Source organism: Bradyrhizobium genosp. SA-3 (assembly GCF_004212635.1).
GTDB lineage: Bacteria > Pseudomonadota > Alphaproteobacteria > Rhizobiales > Xanthobacteraceae > Bradyrhizobium.
In genome coordinates this window covers 12445-33926 of record NZ_PSRT01000091.1, presented here as the reverse complement: position 1 = coordinate 33926, position 21482 = coordinate 12445, and the positions used below count along the sequence as shown (strand labels likewise).

19 protein-coding genes and 1 pseudogene are annotated in these 21482 nt (G+C 57.4%); 14 read left to right on the top strand and 6 right to left on the bottom strand.

Annotated features, from left to right (window positions below):
- Positions 1–241: 241 nt before the first annotated feature.
- Entirely contained in the window at positions 242–967 is a 726-nt protein-coding gene (locus tag CWO91_RS27990) for a LuxR family transcriptional regulator (RefSeq protein ID WP_130218135.1), read from the bottom strand.
- 309 nt (positions 968–1276) lie between these two features.
- The gene (locus CWO91_RS27985; RefSeq protein ID WP_130218127.1) at positions 1277–1630 is read right to left on the bottom strand and encodes a hypothetical protein; all 354 of its coding nucleotides are present in this window, start codon (positions 1628–1630) and stop codon (positions 1277–1279) included.
- A gap of 669 nt (positions 1631–2299) precedes the next feature.
- On the opposite strand from CWO91_RS27985, the gene CWO91_RS27980 reads away from it, so the two are divergent.
- The gene (locus tag CWO91_RS27980; RefSeq protein WP_130218125.1) at positions 2300–3016 is read left to right on the top strand and encodes a sulfite exporter TauE/SafE family protein; all 717 of its coding nucleotides are present in this window, start codon (positions 2300–2302) and stop codon (positions 3014–3016) included.
- 1113 nt (positions 3017–4129) lie between these two features.
- The gene (gene hemN, locus CWO91_RS27975; protein WP_130218123.1) at positions 4130–5467 is read left to right on the top strand and encodes an oxygen-independent coproporphyrinogen III oxidase; all 1338 of its coding nucleotides are present in this window, start codon (positions 4130–4132) and stop codon (positions 5465–5467) included.
- 412 nt (positions 5468–5879) lie between these two features.
- Here the strand turns inward: hemN and CWO91_RS27970 are convergent, their stop codons facing one another.
- Positions 5880–6464: a hypothetical protein gene (locus tag CWO91_RS27970; RefSeq protein ID WP_245471391.1), complete on the bottom strand. Its 585-nt coding sequence runs from the start codon at positions 6462–6464 to the stop codon at positions 5880–5882.
- 605 nt (positions 6465–7069) lie between these two features.
- Complete coding sequence (locus CWO91_RS43305; RefSeq protein WP_165405748.1) at positions 7070–7393, bottom strand: hypothetical protein; 324 nt, start codon at positions 7391–7393, stop codon at positions 7070–7072.
- A 470-nt stretch (positions 7394–7863) separates the two neighbouring features.
- Here CWO91_RS43305 and CWO91_RS27960 point away from each other — a divergent pair, with 470 nt between their 5' ends.
- The 5 genes from CWO91_RS27960 (at position 7864) to CWO91_RS27930 (ending at position 14132) form a co-directional block, all read left to right on the top strand.
- Complete coding sequence (locus CWO91_RS27960; protein WP_245471390.1) at positions 7864–9153, top strand: carbohydrate porin; 1290 nt, start codon at positions 7864–7866, stop codon at positions 9151–9153.
- Positions 9154–9485: 332 nt separating this feature from the next.
- The gene (locus CWO91_RS43805) at positions 9486–11294 is read left to right on the top strand and encodes a hypothetical protein (RefSeq protein WP_208753076.1); all 1809 of its coding nucleotides are present in this window, start codon (positions 9486–9488) and stop codon (positions 11292–11294) included.
- A 1198-nt stretch (positions 11295–12492) separates the two neighbouring features.
- Positions 12493–12798, top strand: a complete 306-nt coding sequence (locus tag CWO91_RS27940; RefSeq protein ID WP_130218121.1) for a hypothetical protein — start codon at positions 12493–12495, stop codon at positions 12796–12798.
- A 186-nt stretch (positions 12799–12984) separates the two neighbouring features.
- Entirely contained in the window at positions 12985–13524 is a 540-nt protein-coding gene (locus tag CWO91_RS27935) for a hypothetical protein (protein WP_130218119.1), read from the top strand.
- Positions 13521–14132: a hypothetical protein gene (locus tag CWO91_RS27930; RefSeq protein WP_130218117.1), complete on the top strand. Its 612-nt coding sequence runs from the start codon at positions 13521–13523 to the stop codon at positions 14130–14132. Before CWO91_RS27935 ends, CWO91_RS27930 begins: the two co-directional genes overlap by 4 nt.
- A gap of 1055 nt (positions 14133–15187) precedes the next feature.
- Here CWO91_RS27930 and CWO91_RS43800 read toward each other — a convergent pair.
- Both CWO91_RS43800 and CWO91_RS27920 read right to left on the bottom strand, forming a co-directional pair.
- A complete protein-coding gene (locus CWO91_RS43800; protein ID WP_130218115.1) occupies positions 15188–15586 on the bottom strand; it encodes a helix-turn-helix transcriptional regulator in 399 nt (132 codons plus the stop codon).
- A gap of 15 nt (positions 15587–15601) precedes the next feature.
- Positions 15602–15967 carry a hypothetical protein gene (locus CWO91_RS27920; RefSeq protein WP_130218113.1) on the bottom strand — a complete coding sequence of 122 codons (366 nt, stop codon included), beginning with the start codon at positions 15965–15967 and terminating at the stop codon, positions 15602–15604.
- 865 nt (positions 15968–16832) lie between these two features.
- Here CWO91_RS27920 and CWO91_RS43295 point away from each other — a divergent pair.
- The 7 genes and pseudogenes from CWO91_RS43295 to CWO91_RS27885 all read left to right on the top strand — a co-directional run bounded on the left by CWO91_RS43295 (position 16833) and on the right by CWO91_RS27885 (position 21478).
- Positions 16833–16976: a hypothetical protein gene (locus CWO91_RS43295; RefSeq protein WP_165405752.1), complete on the top strand. Its 144-nt coding sequence runs from the start codon at positions 16833–16835 to the stop codon at positions 16974–16976.
- 288 nt (positions 16977–17264) lie between these two features.
- Positions 17265–17720 (top strand): annotated as a pseudogene (locus CWO91_RS27910) (glycogen debranching protein GlgX); the annotation flags it as partial.
- 182 nt (positions 17721–17902) lie between these two features.
- A complete protein-coding gene (locus CWO91_RS27905; RefSeq protein WP_165405751.1) occupies positions 17903–18136 on the top strand; it encodes a DUF3551 domain-containing protein in 234 nt (77 codons plus the stop codon).
- A 48-nt stretch (positions 18137–18184) separates the two neighbouring features.
- Positions 18185–19156 carry a patatin-like phospholipase family protein gene (locus tag CWO91_RS27900; RefSeq protein WP_130218111.1) on the top strand — a complete coding sequence of 324 codons (972 nt, stop codon included), beginning with the start codon at positions 18185–18187 and terminating at the stop codon, positions 19154–19156.
- A 474-nt stretch (positions 19157–19630) separates the two neighbouring features.
- Positions 19631–19870 carry a Ku protein gene (locus tag CWO91_RS45530; protein WP_130218129.1) on the top strand — a complete coding sequence of 80 codons (240 nt, stop codon included), beginning with the start codon at positions 19631–19633 and terminating at the stop codon, positions 19868–19870.
- Positions 19867–20172 (top strand): hypothetical protein, encoded by a 306-nt coding sequence (locus CWO91_RS27890; protein WP_130218109.1) that lies wholly within the window; start codon positions 19867–19869, stop codon positions 20170–20172. The genes CWO91_RS45530 and CWO91_RS27890 overlap by 4 nt, the downstream gene beginning before the upstream one ends.
- A gap of 151 nt (positions 20173–20323) precedes the next feature.
- Complete coding sequence (locus CWO91_RS27885; protein ID WP_130218108.1) at positions 20324–21478, top strand: DNA topoisomerase IB; 1155 nt, start codon at positions 20324–20326, stop codon at positions 21476–21478.
- Positions 21479–21482: the final 4 nt, after the last annotated feature.

The window sequence follows — 21482 nt, the reverse complement described above, 5'->3', positions numbered from 1 at the left end:
TCTAGGGCTGGGTCACCGGCTGGATGGAACGACGCCGCCTGACTCGAACGCTGGCGCACCAGGTCAGTCGATTCGGCACGTCATCGACGGTTATGGAGCTCCACAACCTCACGCAGCGTGAGGTTTGAGAGCGCTTGTCGCGAGGAGCGTTGTATCTGCGATTTCGCCGAAACTGCCATGCTGACCAGAAGCTGGAAGCAAACATTTGGCAGTTGGTGCTCGTTCCATTCGACTGATGAATTCAAAGAAGATTGAGGCGCATAGCCATAACGATCGCTTGAATCCGGCTGGTCGCACCCAGCTTTCGCATCGCATTCTTGATATGAAAATTGACTGTATTCACGCTGATTTCCAGGATCATCCCAATTTCCCATGACGATTTCCCCTCTGCCACCCAACGCATGCAACTGATCTCGCGCTGCGATAGTGTAACATTTCTTTCGCAACCATTATTGCAGGGACGAGCGATGTCGCCATAGGCGGTGTGAAACTGCCAGGCCAGCGCGTTGAGATGACCGATGCGGTCCTGAGGATCAGCATCGTCGGACGCAGATGCAAACGACACCACAGATACACGACCCAACGGGCCAAACAATGGCACGCTCATGCCATGCTTCAGGCCGAACTCTCTCGCTTCGTCCAGAAAGCGCCTCTCGTCCGGTTGAAGTTGATGGTGGTCGGCGAGTTGATCCCACAAAAACGGCCGCGAATGCATCGGCGTCCGCCGGACCACCGGATCGATAGTATGGTACTTGCGTTTGAAGTATCGGTCGCACCAGTCTGGCGGCCACTTCACAGCCACAGTCGGAGGTGGATACTCCGCCAGCCGAAGTGGCTCGACGAAGTTGAGAGCGCCGTAAGCGATTTCACTGAACCCTTCCTCGGTGGCACAGCTTACAAGAAGCTCGAACAGCGCTCTGAGCGAATGCGTCTGGTTCGCGCATTCGGTGAAGCTAAAGAGATCCATGATGGGCGCCTCAGAACGTCGATCAAGCTCCCGGTCACTGTGTTCGATTGCGCTTGTTTCAGGCGGAGCCAAATTCCATTCCATGACCTGAACTCTTGGGTTTGTTCTTCGTGACGTCTGAGCGCCGCACGCTGCGTCAGACGCCATTCCCGAATTCGTTGCCCTGCCGCTGGCTGCGCCGGCATGATCGTCCCGTCAAACAGCCGAGATGCCGTCATCATCCCTGGTCCGAGGCACTGGCCAAATCGGCCGCGCCATCGTCCATGTTGATGGTCTGGCAGTGATAGAAAGTCCGAGGACCCTGGCGACTCAGCTGGAGAGACGAACCAAACAGCATGAGCGGCTACAGGGCCGGCTCTGTTCAGATTGGATGGCGAGAAACCCGGGTCCTGTCCGAACGACGCTTCGCTTTGTCTCAAGGCCGAGCGCGAGGAGATCCTTGGCACGATCCTTGGCACTGAACTCCGCGATACAGGTAAGGTAGAGCACGCCGATGCGCTTGGCGGTGCCGGACTCGACCTGCGCGTTGTCGGTATCGATTGTCTGCTTGCCGAAGACAACAGGAGTGTCATTTTTCTTCCCAATCTTGCGAATTGCCATCGCTAACCGCTGGCTGATCCTCCGCCCTATGAGGGCGTCGGGAACGCGATCGATGAGCAACACGGAACAGCCAAAGCCGAAGCCATACTCCTCGCATGATTGCCCGGCGTCTCAGCGGGTCCGTTCGGCAGGTCCGGCGCAAATGAATCGAAGGGGCAGAAAATGGCCATGTCCAAGGCGCAATGGGAGATACGCGCAGTCGCGAGACCTGCTTGATGCAGAGGACACTTTGCATGCGCATCTCCAGAAGGGAGAGGACCCCGGATTGGACCAGTCCAGCAAGTGTCGTACCAACTATTGATTTCGCGAAAATCAACCGTCGGGACAAGAGCTTGAAAGGCGGACGGTTGGTCGCAAAGTAAGTCCATTGAAGCAATCATGACATCGGGAGGAAAGGCGACAGCGCCATTTGTGCGAGCCGCGGCACGAGTTGACCTAGACCAAGAAAGGTGCAGCTCCTCTCGGCGGCCGCCGCAAGTCCAACCGTCGGTGCCCCAAGCGCAGCCCTCTCGCAGCCCAGTCAAGTACCAACCTTGGCAATTGATGGGGACAGTCGACACATGACAATCGTCAAAGGAACTTGGACTGACTGCACCTCCGGCCGCGCGGATCCCCGGTTAAGCGCTCGGAATCCGCCCCCTAGCGGAAAGATAATTGCGCCGGCACCTCACGCACGAATCGTGATGCGGTTGGTGCAACCAAGGCGAAGAACTTCGCCAAGATCGGTGAAGCATGGTTTCTCTGCTCTTCGCGATCATCTCACTGCTCTATGCGACCGTTGGCCAGGCGGGTGGCACTGCATTCCTGTCGCTAATGGCTTTCTCTGGTATGCCATCGACAGAGATGCGCCCGACGGCGCTTGGTCTCAACATTGTTGTCGCGACTTATTCTACGTGGCTCTTCAACCGCAACAAAGTCGTAGACTGGATAATCCTGCGCCCGCTTCTGCTTTCATCGATGCCAGCGGCGCTTGCCGGTGGCTCGATTGTGCTCGAGGAACACATTTACAAGACACTGACCGGGATCGTTCTTCTTCTGGCGAGCGCCGTGATGATCATGCGGCGCGGACGAGCCGCCGATCGCATTTGCGAAACTCCGCTCCGGGCAAGCGTGAGCATTGGCGCGGTCCTCGGCCTGGTTTCCGGCCTGACCGGCGTGGGCGGCGGAGTGTTCCTCGCCCCGACGCTCATCGCACTGAATTGGGCATCACCTAAGCAGACCGCGGCGCTATCACCCCCTTTTATCCTGGCTAATTCCACAGTCGGCTTCGTCGGAGCTCTTTTCACCGGCCAATTTCCGTCCTCGGATTTGGCGCTTTACGCAATCTCCGCGCTGGCCGGTGCCGTCGCAGGAACGGTTATCGGCCTGAAATGGTTGAGCCAGACAGCTATCAGGTTCATCCTCGTGGCGGTTCTGCTCGTTGCCGGCATCCAATTGGTTCTCGCTTGAAAGTCTCAAGTCCCATCGTTTATGGGTTGGGAAGCGCCAAGCGCGGCCAGATCGAGGTGCAATACGATGCAAGCCGCGGGTGTGGCCTCCAGGTCACCGCGCGAGAACGGTTCCTTGTGACGGGATGATCGACGCCTCACCAGGCGGCCTATGTGAAACAGTGAGAGCTGCAGGTGCATCGGATTGATGCGATGCCAATGAGGGCCAACTGCATAATTATGCGCGCTCTGGCGGCGACCGATAGCTGCAAAGGCGACGTTAAAAACAAAAGACGTCAAGTGCTGAAGCAGAATAGAAACTATCGCAGATAGTGTCACGTGTGAGTATCTGGCCGGCCCTCGCGTTCGCTATAAGCAGGACCTGCAAGTTGTTGTGAGTTGGTGAGCTGCATTGGAGCCGGAACGAGACGCCGCCGAACCAAGGCGCCCCGACGCACTTTGCCGGGGGGTTGAAAGTGCGCCGGGCCCGCCCCAACATCATCAGTACATCCGTGATGATGCTTGCGGCAATGAGACAAGCAGCGTGGCGGAATTGAGGCTCATGCATTTTATACTTGAAATTCAAGAATGTTTTCGTGAGCTGCTCCAAAGGACTTGAATCGCACGTAGCGTCACGTTGTACGATCGCGCAGTTGGCGCTCTTCATCTAGCAAGCAATGTATTTTCCGTGACACGCCGGCCTTGGGACGGGAAGCATCGGTCGAATGCTGCGAGCATCCACATCGGTTTTCCACCGAAAACCAGCTTGAAAGTCCAGGGACAGCCTGGCCCGCTCTTGGTGTTGCTTTTAAATCCCTGTCTTCGTCGCAAAAAAGCTGCATGTCAGGGAATGCAGAAGCGACGCGCCCTCCGATGAATGATTGACACTGCGCGCAGGCTAGTCGGGGGACGTCTAGCCTCTTGGGCCGTGCTCGTACGAGAAATTCATTCTACCCACAAGCATCCAGATAATCGCCAACGAGCGGCTCTCATTCCCGGCCCCTAAGCCGCGCTGGCAGTGACATCGACAGCGGGACCAGATCTCAGCAACAGTTAGGCGCGTTTGACATAACGCAAAGACACAACAGAGGGCATCGGTCAGCTTCATGCTGTTTGAGCATGGGAAAGTTAAGCCTTGCAGACCTCGCTCCTGAACAAGTATTGCGATGCTCGCCTGCCTTGGTACACCATCTACCCAACCGTACCAGATTTCTCCGCGATGGTCGGTGCCAAGACTTATGAGACATGGTTGAGGCGGCTGCCGCCCGACGAACCCGTATCACTCTACATCCACGTTCCGTTCTGCCGCTCGATCTGCTGGTATTGCGGCTTCCCTACAAGCCTCACTCGCAGCGAGCGACCGATCCGCAATTATTTGGCGGCGGTGCAGGAGGAGATACACTTGGTCGCAGAGCAAGTGCCGCCCGCTCTGCCGGTGAGCGACGTGCATTTCGGCGGCGGGACGCCGACCACCATTGCGCCGACCGATTTCCTGGCCTTGATGGAACTCCTGCGCCGCTGCTTCGCGTTCAGCAAATCAGCTACCATCGCCATAGAAATCGACCCGCGTGCGTGCACGGCCGAGATGGTCGAAACGTTAGAAGCGGCGGGGGTCGGCCGCGCGAGCATCGGCGTGCAAAGCTTCGACCCCGTGGTTCAAAGGGCGGTCAACCGCGTCCAGAGCGAGGTGCAGACGGCTTCTGTCGTCGAAAGTCTTCGCCAGCATGGGATAAGGCGCATCAATTTCGACCTTCTCTTCGGACTGCCCCATCAGACGGTGCGGTCCTGCGTGGACTCCGCGCGGACGGCTCTGGCCATGCGGCCAGACCGGCTTGCGGTTTTCGGCTATGCTCACGTCCCCTCCTATATGAAACGTCAGCGCCAGATCGATGAGACGGCGCTGCCGGACAATGTCGCCCGCGCTGAGCAAGCCGCGGCCATTGCAGATACGCTGGTCTCGGCCGGCTACCGCCAGATCGGGCTCGACCATTTCGCCCTGCCCAACGACGAGCTCGCGCTGGCGCAGAAAGCCGGTCAGCTGCGCCGCAACTCCCTGGGTTATTCGGCTGATACCTGCAAAACCGTGATCGGCTTAGGTCCGTCAGCCATCGGCCGTCTGCGTGACGGTTACGTCCAGAACGAGATCGCAACCGCTTCCTATCACCAACACATTCAGGCTGGTCGTCTGGCAACCTCAAAAGGCTACTGTCTCACCGCCGAAGATCGCCTCCGCGCCGCAATCATCGAGCGTCTGATGTGCGATTTGCAGGCCGACGTACCAGCGATCTGTGCTGCTCACGGATTTGATCCGATTCCTCTTCTCGATTCGGCCGACCGCCTGGGAATGCTTGCCGAAGACGGGATAGTGGACATTGAAGAGGGATTCATTCGGGTCAAGCAGGAGCACCGGTTTGTCATTCGCGCTGTTGCTGCCGCATTCGACACTTGTCTCGACCGTATCCCTCTTAACTAAACCACGCATGTGAGCAGATCCCAAACCTCTAAGCTCTTCGCGAGGAAGCGATCCGAAGAAAGCGCCTCGGGCAGACAGGCTAGATTTCGAGGATGCAGCGGCGGTGTGATGACACGACCTTTCACATATGGTCTCAAGACTGGCGAGGGCTAATTAAAAGGGAGCTGATCTAAAGGAGAGGTACAGCGGACTCCGCCGTTCAGGGCCACGCCTCGATCATGCGGAAAGCGCTCTGCCCCACTTCCACTGGAGTGCTCTCGATGAAGGCGACGGCATCAGCGACATGCCGCTGGAGACGCCGGCGCCCGCACAAGTTTCGGGTATTTTACGGCCACAGGCAGCTTTGTGAAGCTACGGTCCACCTCCTCGAGCACAGTTGGAGACTCGACCACGCCTGCAGCGGTCTCAGACCTCAAGGCTCGGCTGTCTTCGGTCCTGCGGTCACTGGAGCGCCTCCGACGGAAACAGGTCCCTGTGGTTTGGACCGCCTGAAGCGCTTCCTGGCGACGCTTGAAGCAGCCCGGGCTGGCGACAGAGGAGGCGCGGGAGCAGCAGAAGGGATAGGTGTTGAACTCTGCAGCGAATCGATCCGCGAAGTCAGCACGGTGATCTGATCCAGAATCCCTTTGAGGTCATCCCGCTGGGCATCGATCTGGCGGTTGAGTTCTGCGATCTCATCGCCAGCTTTCTGCTGTGCCCACTTTATCTCGAACAGGGATGCCCTGTCCTCCAGTGACAGGCTCATCGTTGAAGCGACGTCCCGGGCTTCCGGCGTCTCGACAAACTCTTCAAGGTTAGCCCAAAGCCAGGCGCCAGCAGCACACGAGCCGACGAGGACAAGCGGGAGCACCAGAACCGGGAGAATCCGTCTTGACGGCCCATGCAAGAGCGGCCGCAAGTCTGGCGCGGCCGCTTGATCAATCAAGTCCATTGTCCCTCGCTCAACATCCCATTCCAGCAGGCTTATTTTGTCGACGCGACAGCCTGCGATGCTCACGCGCTCCAGGAGCTGCCAGCGTCGACAACAATCAATCTTGGCGAGCTTCCCGATCGGCTGCCCCTGCTCCTATGAAACGCTACTCCTTGAGCAACGCAACGCGACAATTTGCGCGCGTTCTCCATGATAGCGTCACCAGCGAGCAATGGTTCTCATCTTCGCCGGCGATGGCGCAGCATTTTCTCGTCATTCAGAAGAACCTTGCAGATTTTCTTACCTTGCCCGGGCACGAATGCAAACCGTCCGCTGATTCCTGCAGTGTGTTCGATTGAGCCCCGTCTCACGCCTTGCCGAGACCAGCAACTTCATCCGGGACGCGCCACGTAAGCGCCACGGCTGATCGGCCGAGCCGCAATGGCCACCATTGCACCTGGTCGACTACCAATTCCGGCAGGTTGTTCGAGATGAAGGGCACGTGGCAAGCGTGACCAACGAACGCCGCGCACGTCAAGGATTCGGATGCAAGACAGATTTTGCCGCGCCAACGGCGCTGACGGAGCCAGCAACTGCTCGCCGATACCCGCCAAAGCTGCTCGATGGCTGATTCCTCCGGTCTCCTGGGCCATCACGTTGGACGTTGTGGTGTGGTTGCCGCGCGCGCAAATTCAAAGGCTCTTCGGCCTTCGCGCCTGGCGATTGTCTCGTCTTTCGGTACCAATGAACCGCTTCGTGAAGCCAGGCCTCTTGCCCGGCAAGCCTTGCTTTCTGGTAGCTGCCGTTTCGTCGCGAAAGCCGCCTTCGATGCAGATGCGCGGCACCGCCAGACTCGCCTGACTCACAGTGAGCAAGGTGGACATTCGCAATGTCGTGGTGGCCAGCACAGCGAGACCCCGCGCGCTCGTCGTGAGCATTTTGCCGAGCCAGCGTTCGCCGCTGGCTCTTGGCGCACCGGCGTCATGCACAAGCAAAGTTTCGGACCAGATCATCATCGCGCCGCGAGCTGAGAGGTTCGGGAAGCCTGAGTGGTTCTCTTCGGATAAATCGAGTTCCGGCTCGTCCCCCCTGCCCTCGGACGCGAAAACGCCGGGAGCTCACTCTGGGCCGATCAGGCCGCAGTTCAATCTATTCATGGCCGGCAGACATGGACCCGAAGTACGCCATGCGTGATTGCCTTCTTGCGACGACCTCGCCTCGGACATACTCGGCTACGGCAGCACTTGCTTTCAATTCTAGACCATGCGGAAAGCAACGTGGGCTTCTTATCGCACTTTCGCTAGCGGCTTGTCTGGTCGGCAATTCCGTACTGGCACAAACCGCGAGCGGGCTTGATCCTAGTAGCCACCCTGCGGATCAGGCCAGCAAAAGACGAAAGGCTTCCGATCGGGCCGCAAAGCTCCCGATCGAACTGATCCGTCAGGCAATCCGCCCTCCTGCCCCGGCGCCAGCGTCAGGTCCCGGAGTGCCTTTCCAGAAGCGCGGCAATGCGGACAGGGCTGCGCAGACGAGACCGCAAAAGACGATCGATCCCTTCGCAAGGTACGACAATCTGCGTGAAAAAGGGTTGTGGCTCAACATACCTGGCCCTGCGGACACGATTGGTCAGGACAAGGACGGCGTTAGATCGGCGCTGGCAGATGTCGGCGTCGGCTACATCGGCTGGACACACAACAGCTTTGCAAACAACCAGCTGCCGAATGCAGCCAGAAGCACTATCGCAAACCAGCTCTATATGGGCCAGAATCCGACCTTCGCGTCGGCAAACTTCATGATCGTCACCTACGATCTCAGCCGGTTTGGCATTGCCGACGGACAGATTGTCGTAGGAGCCGAGCAGCAATACTGGACGTGGGATCGCCCGGGGCCAGATCGAGTGGGAATCAATACGCTCGCCTATTACCAGACTTTCTTCGACAGGACACTAGAACTCAAACTTGGTTACCTCAGAAACCAAAATGAGTTCACCGGCACATTGTTCGGAGGGATTACAGGATCGAACATGTCTGCCTTGTTGCAGGCAGGGATGAGCACCAATGCTGCGCCGACGCCTGCGGTCAACCTGAAGTACAATTTTGACGATCGCTTGTACAACAAGGTCTCCGTCCAGCGCTCAATCAGTCCAGATGGTCCCTACGCCCAGATAACGGAGAATCCCACCGGCTTGAACTGGAGCACGGCCAATGCAGGCATCCTTCTCGTTGATGAAGCCGGCTACAGGAGCAAGGCTGCTCCCGGCGTGCCCGACACGTGGCTGCGGGCGGGCGTTGGTTTCAACAGTAGCCGCTACAAGAAATTGGCGGATCCCGAGCAACAAAGGGAGAGCGGGAATAATTTTCACTACATCGCTGCGGACAGGCAGCTCTGGCAGAGTGACGCCCTTGGGTCGCCGTCTCGCGGCATCTATGGCGGATTCTCCCTCATGGGAGCTCCGCCTGAACTCAACATGATCAGCCGGTATTACGAGCTTCGTCTTTATGCGAAGGGACCTTTTGATAGTCGGCCCAGTGATCTGGTTGCTCTCGTTGCGACCAACACGGCCTGGAGCAAGCTTGCAGTGGATGCTGCTCTGGCTAAAGGCCAGCTTGCGCACCGCGACACCACAGCAATCACGGGAACATACACTGCGCATCTCGCTCCGGGGATATATGCAAGCGTCGGACTGTCATACATCCATAACCCGACAAGCATCACACACACGCCCCAAACGGAACACGCGCTCAATCTGTTGGTATCTACGTTGATATTCTTCTGATCATCGCAAGCGCCGTTCCGCTCCCACCTTCTCGTGATGCATGGGACCGGAGCTTCGCGATCTCCTTGAAGCGATCGGCCTGCATCTGCGCTAGACGAGCCCGTTAGGTCGGATGTGACGGAACGCCAGCTGGAAGAGATTACGGAAAAGCATCTCGTTAGTTCTCCAGAGAGGATCGGGCGGATTGTTGAGGAGAGGCTGGTCCTGGGCGCCGTCATTTCCGAGGTTGGCTAGCGCGAATAACTTCCCGTACGGAACCATGGCCACGTCAGGTTCTCGAAAGCTTGCCCGACTACGGAGACCTGTTCAGGTGATCCTGGAGGTGAGGTTAGGTGGACCCGCAAGATTTTGACCCATTTAATGTACCAGCTTGGTCGCAGGTGCAGCACGCCGTCTCGCAAGAGCCGCAGACGAGCCAGGCCGGACAAGATGGCTTTGAACTGCACTTGGTCGAGGCAAGGCAGGCCGATCCCGCTCCCGTCGGCGGTGGAGGCGCCTATCCCCATCTATCTACGGAAGACCGGGACCTTATCGACAGGGCGATTGCTCAATATACGGCTCAGAAGAACCCACAACCGAACACGGTCAGTCTTTATACTCAGGCCATTCGTCGACTGGCGAATGATCTCCGCGCCCGTGGCCAAACGACTGATCTAGGGGACCACCAGTCCCTGGTTAATCACCTAGATACTTACTTTCCGAAAGACGCTCTCATGAAGACAGGCGTAAGCGTCCTTCGTGCGTATCATGATTCCGGTCATTTGGTTTCTCGCGGGCGACCGCGCGCGCTCCCCTCAGCGAAAGACGCACCTGACCATGGCCAGCAATCCCCGGACGAGGCGATGGATGCACGTGCCCGGAGCAATCTCCTGCCAAGCGAGGAGGTCCTCATCAATCATGAGCATGACACAGCTCAATCGAGAGCAGCGAAGAGACAGAGGACGCTGAACGATCTGGAAGAGGTTAGGGTATATCGGCAACCGAGCGCAGTCGCCGCTTCGGGAGAAAGTGGCGGAGCAATGCCGGTCTCCTCAACGGGCGTCATAATCCGGGGGGCAGTGGACCGGCGGCCTCTTTATCCCGAGGATGCTCCCGATATCTTCAGGCTTGAGGAGGCCCTCATCGAGGGCGGGATGGCCGGCCCTACGGCGAAGCAGCATGCAAGTTCTCTTATTAGCTTTAGCCGTTGGCTCTTCGCAAAAAACAAACCAAGCATTGTTGCTCGGCTGGACGGCAAGTCGCTGACCGATGGCGGTGACGTGCGCGAGTTCAGCGGAGACGCTAACAGCAAAAAACTCATTATCGCATTGGAGCATCTGCGGACCTTTCGGTCGACGGGGGTCGTCGTGCCCATCGTGCGTCCAGGGCGCACTCGCGCTAAGCTCAATCCTTCCCCCCAGAACGTGGCTCTCATCAATCCCGAAGGCGCTTTACTGACGGAACCGACACGAACGGACGGCGCCGCTGCGCAGCACCGTGCGTCGCACGAAGCTAATCGGCCAGAGGAGCATCAGGAGGGGCAGGATGTTCAACCCGTCCCGTCGGCTCTGCTCGAAGGACAGCTCGCGTTCGATCCAGAGCAGCTTCCTCAGGAGCAGCTTCGGCGCGTCCTGGATCATCTTGATGACCAAGCCATCCCCTTGCCGGTTTCGCTCCCTTCAGAGGAGCTTCAGCAGCTGGAAAACGACTTGCGTGACGAGCTTCACCGGCAATGGGAGGATCCCCCTGGGCCCTCGTTTTCCCTTGATCCAGAAGAGCTTACCATTGAACCAGAGCAGTTCTCTCCAGCGGAGTTTCGGCGACTGCTCGAGGATGAAGACGCACAGGAGATTGCCGAGGGTCGAGATGATCAACCCGCCCCATCGGCTTTCATCCAGGAGCAAGTCGCATTCGATTCGCAGCAGCTTCCTCAGGCAGATCTTCGGCGAGTACTGGATCATCTCGATGATCAACCCAGCCCCTCTTCAGTCTCCGTTCCTCCAGAGGAGCTTCAGCAACTGGAAAAGGACTTGCATGACGCGCTTCACGGACCACGGGACGATCACTTCGCCCCTTCGGTCTCCATTGATTCGGAAGAATTTACTTTAGACCCAGAGCAGTTCCCTCCAGGGGAGCTTCAGCGACTGCTTGATGATGAATAAGCAGAGGAGGTTTAGGAAGGGCGAGATGATCAACCCGCCCCGTCCGCTTTCATCCAGGAGCAAGTCGCATTCGATCCGGAGCAGCTCCCAGGCAGATCTTCGGCGAGTACCGGATCATCTTGATGATCAACCCAGCCCCTCGCCAGTCTCCGTCCCTCCAGAGGAGCTTCAGCAACCGGAAAAGGACTTGCATGACGCGCTTCACGGACCACGGGACGATCACTTCGCCCCTTCGGTCTCCATTGATCCAGAAGAATTTACTTTTGACCCAGAGCAGTTCCCTCCAGGGGAGCTTCGGCGACGACTTGATGATGAATAAGCAGAGGACTTTAGGAAAGGCGAGATGATCACCCCGCCTCGTCCGCTTTCGTGTGAGGGCACATCCGACTCGGAGGTGCAACTTTCAAGGACTCAAATGATCCGCGGTCGTTCGACGACTAACCGCGATCACGTCGGCAAATCAAATCACGTCCACGCCTATACCGTGGGCCAGTTTGCTTCCTTGGACCGGAAGTACGATCGCGGCGTCTGCATAAACGTCCTGTCGGTAATTCCCTCTCCGAACGTGAGGCTTGGCATCGTTCAATTGATGAGATCCAAGCCGAAGCCACGCGGCACTTGCCTATTGGTGACCCTCTACCGCAATTCTGATTTCACGAGGATGCAGAAACTTCCCAATTGTCAGCCTTATGGAAACGGCTTCCTCATGGACTCCCTGAGGGGCCATTCTTTCTATGGTCTCATCCCGCCCGACGATCTCGCGTCCCTAGTTAAGCGCGGGATTTGCCGTTGAATCCATCGTGCTCGACGAAGGGTCGGCCTACCTTTGGGCGAAGGCTCCGGATCGGGCCGATCAACCCATGCGGTTCTCGATCCAGGAGGCCGAGAACAACTTCCAGATACACCCGAAAATCGACTGACTGGCAAAGCGGTCGCGTGAGACTTGCCACCCTACGAGTTAGGATTGCCTTCGCTCGTCGCTAAGGATGTGGAAATTGACCATACCGGACCAAATTTTGTCGCTGGAATCGGAGTTAGCCCTATTTCCGCTTGATCGGACCGAGTCGCCGGCGAATGATGCCTTCGAAGGGGCTGGCAATATGGCAATCAACGTTTAACGTCGTTCGGAAGCGGGAGTCTGCCGCCACCAAGGGAGCGGTCGCGCGTCCCCGTCCGCCCGAAGGATGCGAAGGCCGAAGTGGAGCGGCGTCTCTCCTTGGTAGATCCAGACAGCTTGGTCAGCGCGAGCTACGGGTACTTCGAACAATCCACGCCCTGGATCGTCAGCAACGACGGCGCACTCGCCGGCGTTTCGAAGCTCGCCGACAATTCGATCGATTGCGTGGTTTCGAACCCGCCCTGCTATTGGCGGCGGGACTACGGCGTCGAAGGGCAGACGGGCCGGGAAGAGACACTCACCGAACACGTTGAAAAGATTTCAGCGGTCTACCTCAAATACGTAGCTAGAATCGGTAACATCGAACGCTGTCGGAGTATTCTGTAGCAGTTTTCGGTACAGCGGTCGCGATGCGATTATGAATGCGCGCTACACGGGAAGAGTAAACCCCGACCAAAGTCGATCCTGTTGCTTTTTTTATTGTGCACTCCCATAAGTTGCGGGATGATCTGCGACCCCGGGGCAAACGTGCAAAAATTCTTAATAGCCATTTTGACAATCGTAAGCGTCGTCTTGAGCGCCACCCTCGGGGTCGTACTACAAGAGACACAGGTCTCAACAATCGAAATCGATCGAGACAGGGCCGCTCTCGCCGCACAGATATCGGCCACGCAAACGGAGAGTGAAAAATACGGACCGGGACTCCTCAAATCTCTAATCGAGGTTCGGCTAGCAATCGCGCGCAATACTCTGGCCATGCTCGACCAAAAACGAGTTTCTTACATCAGACGTATCGCGCTGGATTATAGGCTGGACGGCCGGCCGGTTCATGGCGCATCCGACCAAGAACTCAACATGATCATTGAAGAGATATCGCAGGCAGAGAAGAAGGCCGCGGCCTCCAAGCTTGAGGCCGCCAGGTACTCCGGAGGGCTGGTTCAAGCGATGTCTCTTCTAAAGGCAGAAACTGACGAATTAAGCGTATCGCAACTCCGGTTGAAATTTTACTCTGCGAAGCATGGAATCCCAATGCCGCTCCCGAATCTTGCCGAGAATTCCAACAAGCTTGGTCAACCACCGGGCAAGGTCGTAAAGGATCGTGACGCATTATGAAGTATGCTCTGAGCCTGTTTTCCGCCGCGACACTGGTAGCATCATGCGTCACCTCGCTCGCACAAGCGCAAGTGTCGGTAACAGACGCCCCGATTGGTCTCGTTTGGGGAAGCTCCTCCGCCGAAGTCCAAGCTAAAGGGATTGAACTCAAGGAAGTTGAAGGAACCGACTTCGGAAAGAGCTACCTCGCATCGAAAATGGAGAAGGCGCTAGCCGACCAGAGCGCTGCTCTGTTGTCATTTGGGTTTAACGACAAGCTTTGGCGTATCCTTATAACCAGCCGTCCGTTCGGCGAGGACCCGACAGGTAGTGCGGCGGTCGCTCGCTACACTGAGCTAGCTAGTCTACTGTCCGACAAATACGGAAAAGGCACTCAAGTTCACAGGCTCGGTGAATCGATATACGCTCAATCGGGTTACTTCGTTGCAGGTATACGCGGCGGTCAATCCAGGTGGTTTACGAACTTCGAGACTTCCAACCTTTTCATTCAACTCGGCCTCACGGCCAGTGATAGCTCTACGGCAACATGGCGCTTGATCTACGAGTACAAAACCTTTCGGCGAGATTTCGAGGCGTCGAAGCGATCTCGCGAAAAAGGTACGCTCTAGCACAATAGAGCGTGAGGACGGGCAGTCCGAAATTGAGAGGGAACTTCGGGCTTTCGACATGCAAGCCCTAAAACCTCTTCGATAGCGGCAATATGTGTTTCAATTTCGGTTTCGATTGGCCATTCGAGTATTCTGCGTCGAATGGCAGCCGATTCCAATTGGGCCGCCGCAAAAAGCGGTTCACGCCGTAACGACGTGCCGATAGACGGAGCATCCTTAAATCCATTTCATCGATCCATCAGCCCGATACTCGGTTTCGCAATCTGGCAGACGTGAGTGGGGCCCGCTCGATGACTATTGCCGATCTGCAGGCGATGATCGAGCCGATCCAGTTGTCTGATGCGATACCGGAAGAGATAGGCGCGAATCGGTATCCTCGATGCAGTCGAGGTTCGATTCCGCTCAATCAAGGGGCGAATGACCACACTGCAGGCGTTTATGGATGGTTCGAGCTTGCGCGACGATGTTTCTACCGTGCGGTTCTCGAAAGCGCGCGCGGCACCAATCCTGGTGCGGTATCGATGTCAACGACGTACATGCGGCCCAATCATCAGGCGTCCGCGGGTTTACCGAAAACAGGTAGGGAAGCTTTCGCCTTGATGTGCGAATTGCCCCGCTCGATCGGACGAATCCACAAACCGCTTTCCGCAATCAGCTGTCATGGACATTGCGGAAGGTACCGACGACTCACACCGCCTGAATGCGAGACACCATCGCGAGACTTAGCTGGGTTGTCCGAGGAGATCACTGAGACCTCGAACAAACGCGATTAAAAAGCTCGCGAGTATCAGCGCGAGACCAAGGATGGTCCACACGAAGTCTGCGACTTTCGGCGATTCGATTTTTTGCCGGATTGCACCTTCGATCGATACTTTTAACCGACCGAGGCGCCCGGTTGCTTCGACTTGTTCGACCTGCGACTTCCGATGACGCAGCCAGAAATCTCTCAGCCACGGCACTGCAATGAATATTGGACTCGCGGCGCCCAGAAAATCTTTGAGTGCGTCCCACCAAGAGTACCCCATCTACTTCAGGTTCTCATCGACAGACCCAGACTAAATAGCCATAGGCATGTGAGCCGCGAGTTCTAGATCATCACTGGACGCAGCAACCCCAAGCGTTTTGCCGCATGCAACTGAAATTCGTTCCATCAAATCCCAAGTTGGTCCTTGGATTCCGACTCCCGATTCAATTTCGCTAACCCGAGCTTGGCTTACGTCCAGCTTTTCTGCCAATTGAGACTGTGAGAGTCCGGCATTCTTGCGCATGGCTCGAACTAACTCACCAGCACGCATCGCCGCGCTCGATAGTTTCTTTTCAGTTGCAAGGCCTGGATCAGCATGCTCGATTTTTTCCACAAGGTCGGCGAGCGAGCGACCGCGCCCCTTGCTGCTGACCTCAGCAACGGCTTGCGGTCTACGTTCGTGGCTTTTTTCGACTTTGAGCTTGACCATTGCAGCCTCCACTCTTCATACAAACCAAACTGAAGCTCGCGCATTCAGTATTCCGGTCTTCAATGCACTATAGTCGTTGCCATTCCAGGAGGACCCTCCAGCATACATCGGCACGCCATGCTCAGCCGCGAGCATCAGCGTCACCCCCACGTCGCCATCATCATCCATTTCGATAGCGAAGATTGCAAACTTGTTCGCTCCGACCGCTTGGAACATCTCAATGCCCCTATACGTATAGAAGGGCGACAGATCTCTGGCGTCCACCGCTCCGCTGTGAATTTTCTGGAGGTACAGCAGGACCTCGCAGGCGAAATCGTGCCCAAGCTGCTCCAACTCATCTGCCGCATCTCCCAAGTGGGGATCTTCGAACGAAATAAGCATATAGGGAATTCCTTATATTTTGTCAAGCCCATCAGCACTGCCAGGGTCAGCGGGAGATGGAGAAAGGAACCAGAAAATACGAGCCCAACAGGGTGCAACTATAGGTCGCTTTAGACACGGGTACCCGGCCGAGCCGTACTATCAATATCTTATGATAAGGGCTCATTGACCCACATGAAGCGGCCGGAACCGCCGAATTCCGGCGCAAACTCAGCAGATTCGTGAACGGGGCCACTCAAACTTGATGGGATTCAGTCTGTTGACAGAGTTATCCGCGAGCGCGGTCATCCGGAAAGCGTCACTTGAAGAGACGCGAAACCGAGACCGGAAACTCGATACGAAAAAGCCGCCGCCTGCTAGGCGACGGCCATGATGCTGCATTGCAGCAATTAGCCCTATGAGCCGACGATCTTGTTTCCAGACAAGACGAAGGTTTTGGCGTTCACGTCGGTATCCCGGGATCCCTTCTTCTTCGCCCGCACCAGGATGGAGTGTTCAGACGGCGAACCGGAGCCGCCGGAATCTGCGGCATACTTCCGAGCAACTTTACTCCATTCCTGAGCCACTCGGTCTGGCTTGGGGGGCGGAGCATTGGAATCAAGCCCCTTTGGGTGAAACCAAGGGTTCCCAATCTTCGAGCGGGCCACTGAAAAGGTCTGATTTTCCCGCCATGATGTCACCTTTGCGAAACGGGGTTCGTGAGCCGGCGGCGGTGGTTGTATCGTAATATAACTGCTACTTACTTCAAGTCATTGTTGCATTTCATTCGTCAAGCCATCTTCGCCGCGAGAGAGACGCAACGCATGTTTCACAACCGCAATTGTCGGTCAGTTCGGACGGCTGACTTCAAGCAAGCGCTAGAGAGATGACCGAGGAAGCGGATCAAGAACGGCCGCTTGCGGACTTTGCGATTGCGGACGTCCTGGAGGGAGCGAAGCTGGAAGATGGGATTGGCTTTGCCTGTCCGGCGGCGGGTTTCGTGCCATGCTTTTCCATCTGGGAAGTCTGATCCGGCTCAACGAGTTGGGCCTATTGAGCAAGATAGATCGAGTTTCGAGCGTCTCGGCGGGTCAATAGTAGCCGGCATACTTGCGTCTGGGTGGCCCGATCTGCGATTCGATTCACAAGGCGTCGCAACAAATTTCCACCACGCTGTCTCCTCGCCTGTTCTGCGGCTTGCCCGTGTTCGCGTCGATGTACCGTCGACAGCTCTTGGGTTGCTGTCGCTCGTGCACGCTGCAAATGTCGCGGCGTGGTTCTACGACCGAGTTGTTTTTCGTGGGAAAACTCTGCAGGACTTCTGTACCGCAGTCGCTTCCTGGTTGGCTCGCACAATGAGGAGCTCGACGTCAGCGACGTGACCTGGCTATCGCCATCCGGCGAGGAGCTGACGACGGAGCAATGGCAGGACGGCAATACCAAGTGCTTCGGGATGCTGCTCGACGGACGCGCGCAGGAGACCGGAATCAAGCGCCGCGGCTCTGATGCGACCATGCTGCTGGTGTACAATGCGCAAAACGACGTCGTGACCTTTACCTTGCCGGCCGTAGCCGACGGCCTTAGCTGGTTGGGCCTGATCGACACCAACCAGCCGGACGCGCGGATGGTCGAGTTCGAGTTCGGGCATGCCTACGCGGTGACCGGGCGATCCCTGTTGGTATTGGGGCTTGCCAACGATAACATCGCGACGCATCGCCAGCGGCAGGGTCTTGGCGCACTGTTGGATGTCGCAGACACACCTCTGTCTGGCTAGATAGACCAATCTCGACACCGTCGATCAGCGATCCACCTCGCCCGGACACGATGTCGAGCGGCCCAGGATCGCCGACAGATCGGCGAGCAGATGCCCCTTGCCAAGGAACTCCATATGCGGCTTGAGGAGCATTTGGAACGCCGCTTCAAAGCCGGCGTTCAATGTGGAAATTGGAGGTTCGGATGAAACATCGTTTACTCATGGCTGCCGCCGCCGCTGCGATCGTGGCGAGCTTCGGCGCTTCGACCGATGCCGTCGCACAGGATCGCTATTGCCTTCAGGGCCGTATTTGGGGTTATCCCGGCAATTGCCAATTTGCGAGTTATGCTCAGTGCATGGCGAGCGCATCTGGAACGAACGCCTATTGCGGGGTCAATCCGCGCTATTATGCACGCCGTTATAGAGGATACCGGTAGAAGCTGTGGCTGTCCTAGCTGTATCACTCCACTAAGCCGAGCCGCATCATGAACCCAGAGCGATGCCTTACGGCCGTTGCCTTCTCCGGCGGTCTGGGCCTTGGTGCCTATCATGGCGGAGTGTTCGAGGCCTTGACCGGTCTCGCGCAGCCGATCGACTGGGTGAGCGGTTCATCGGCAGGCGCGATCACGGCCGCCCTGATCGCGGGAAGCCCAAGCGCCGATCGACTGCGGAATTTGCGCAGCTACTGGCATGCAGGCGGTCCGTCCGCAAGGACGAACGAAAGTCGCCATCTTTTCGCGTGGCTGAGCTCGATCAATACGCGCCTGTTCGGCCATAGCGGGTTCTTCCAGCCCCGGCTGCCCATTCCGGCATCTCACTTCAGCGGCCTGTATGATCTCAGCCCTACACGAGAACGCCTTCGCCAGCTGATCGATTTCGGCCGTCTGAATGATGGTGATCCCCGCATCACGATCTGCGCCACGGACCTCGAAAGCGGCGACGCCGTGATGTTCGATTCTGCGTCGGATCGGATCGAAATCGATCATATTCTGGCGAGTTGCGGATTCATCCCTGAATTCGCTCCGATGCAGATCGCCGGCCGGTGGCTTGGCGATGGCGGGCTCTCGCTGAACGCGCCATTTGATCCGATTCTCGAGACTCCTGCCTCACTCCGGCTCTACGTCGTCGATCTCTTTGCGCGTGACGGTCAGGTGCCTGACGGACTCGAGGCTGCGGCCGAGCGCAAAAGCGATCTGACCTACGGCAACCAAACCTTCCAGCGCCTTGGCCACGCCCTGGAAGCGCGTCAGCTTCGCGCCGAGCTTCAGAGCCTGGATTGCAACGACCGGGTTTATCTCTTGAGCTACCGGCCGGGCCGCGAAGAAGCCGGTCCCGAAAAATCGTTCGATCTATCGGACATTGCCATGGCGCAACGATGGCGGGCCGGCTTTCTGGACATGCAATATGCCGCAAGCCGGACTGCCGACCGAAATGGGATCTGCAGCGTGCGGCGATAGCGTTCCTGAACAGCCAGCAAGCGAACCCCCTCTAGGTCTCTCGGTCGAGGCGTTGGTGGATATCCCGAAGAAACCCATGAGATCATCATCGGCAGCGATGCCACCCGTCGATGGCAATGGTCGTGATGCCCCAGTTGCCAATATGGTTTCGAACAAAATTGACCAAATAGATGTCTCGGTTTCGGTAGCTAACTTTCTCAGGGATCCTGGCACCCGAGCTGGGCAACAGGTGGCCGCTCCGTAGGGCAAGGACGTCGAACGTATTTCGGCGCTTCCGTCCGTATAGAAGCACAAGTCGCGGAGCGCTGCACATTGCAACCAGCATAGCCATTGCAGGTAGTAAGCTGCTCGATCAGAATGACTGAAACATATTTCGCGTTTACTTCGATACGATCAGCCAGGCAAAAATGTTTGACGTCGTCTATCGCAATGGCAAGCGGGAATTGCTCGTTCTAACTCCTTCCCGCAGGGCAGATCGATGCGCGATATTTTGAGAAGCCGTATTACATCGTGCCGCGCGAGGAGATCAGTCAAGAATCGTTTGCGGTGATTCGAGACGCAATGAGCCGGAAGGGCGTTGTCGGACTTGCGCGCGTGGTGCTGTCCTCGCGCGAGCGGCCAGTTCTCCTCGAACCGGCAGGTCGCGGCCTTCTCGGCGTGACGCGCAGGACATCCGAAATGAGGCGGACTATTTCAGCGAAATTCCGGAAATGAAGCTGCCGTCCGAAATGATGAAGCTCGCGCAGCACATCATCCGGACGAGGTCGGCCGATTTCGATCCTGCTATGCTGGAGGATCACTACCGCAGAGCGCTCGTGCGCATCCTGCGCAGGAAGCAGGCGAAACGCCCAGTGCAGCGGCCATCGAGCAAGCCATCACGCGAGAACGTCGTCAACCTCATGGACGCGCTCCGCCGAAGCGTCGCCGCCGAGCGTCCCGCCCAGCCTGCGGGCCGGCGCGGCACGGGGAAACGGACCCCCGCAAAGCGCGGCGCGCGCCACCACAAAGCCGGATGACCCGACACACGCCGTTGCTTCATCCGCGCCGACCGTCGTCATTGCTAACATTAATTTCCTCTAAGCTTGCGATCAGGTCGACAGCTCAGGCCGTCATGCCTCCATCAAAACTTTATGGAACCGCCGTTCATCGCAAAAGTTCATTTAGCGCATGAAAGGAGTCAGTGTGTTGCTGGTCGAGCCACCTGATAGCGCGCAGGCGATCGTCGACCCGCGGGATGCCGCCGAATCTGCCGGCCTCAGATATGTTTCCGACGAACGACCGGGTATTCGTCGCAAGAAGGTGGGGACCGGCTTCAGCTACATTCGGCCCGATGCCTCAAGGCTCATCGACCCTGACGCGATGAAGCGGATCCGGGCACTGGCGATCCCGCCCGCCTGGACTGACGTGTGGATTTGCCCGTTTCCGAGTGGTCACATCCAAGCGACCGGTCGTGACGCAAAAGGACGCAAGCAATATCGCTATCATCCGCGCTTCCGTGAGGTGCGGGAGAGCACGAAATACGAGCATGTGGTTGCGTTTGCCGACGCGCTGTCTTCCATCCGACAAACCGTTCGCGATCACATGGCATTGTGCGGTCTGCTGCGGGAAAAAGTTCTGGCAACGGTCGTGCATCTCCTGGAGACCACGCTGATCCGCGTAGGGAATGCTGATTACACCAGGCAGAACAACAGCTATGGCCTCACCACGCTGAAGAATCGGCACGTCGCGGTCGAGAAAAACGAGGTGCGTTTCCGCTTCACAGGCAAGAGCGGCAAGCAGTGGTCGTTGCGTGTACGAGACCGCCGCGTCGCTAAGATCATCAGGGCCTGTCAGGAGTTACCCGGGCAGGAACTGCTTCAGTACCTCGACGAACAAGGCAATTGCCGGGATGTCACATCAACCGACGTCAATAAGTACCTCAATGAAATCACAGGGAAGGATACCACAGCCAAAGATTTCCGAACCTGGGCCGGGACCGTGCTGGCGGCCATGGCCCTGAATGAACTTCGGACCTTTGACAGCGCCGCGGAGGCCAAGCGCAATCTTCGCAGTGCGATCGAAAGAGTCTCCGCACGGCTTGGCAACACGCCCACGATCTGCAGGAAGTGCTACATCCACCCCGAGGTGCTGAACTGCTACTTGGACGGCAACCTGGTCCTCCAGGTCAAGTCACAAGCCGAGACCGAGCATCGGAACGCGATGGAAAATCTAAAGCCCGAGGAAGACGCCGTGCTCGCGTTGCTGCGCGGCCGGCTCGCCAAAGAAGCGGACAGCGCCGGTGCCCAAGGGTTTTCAGTCAAACGCCGAGTGCCCGCTCCTTGACGCC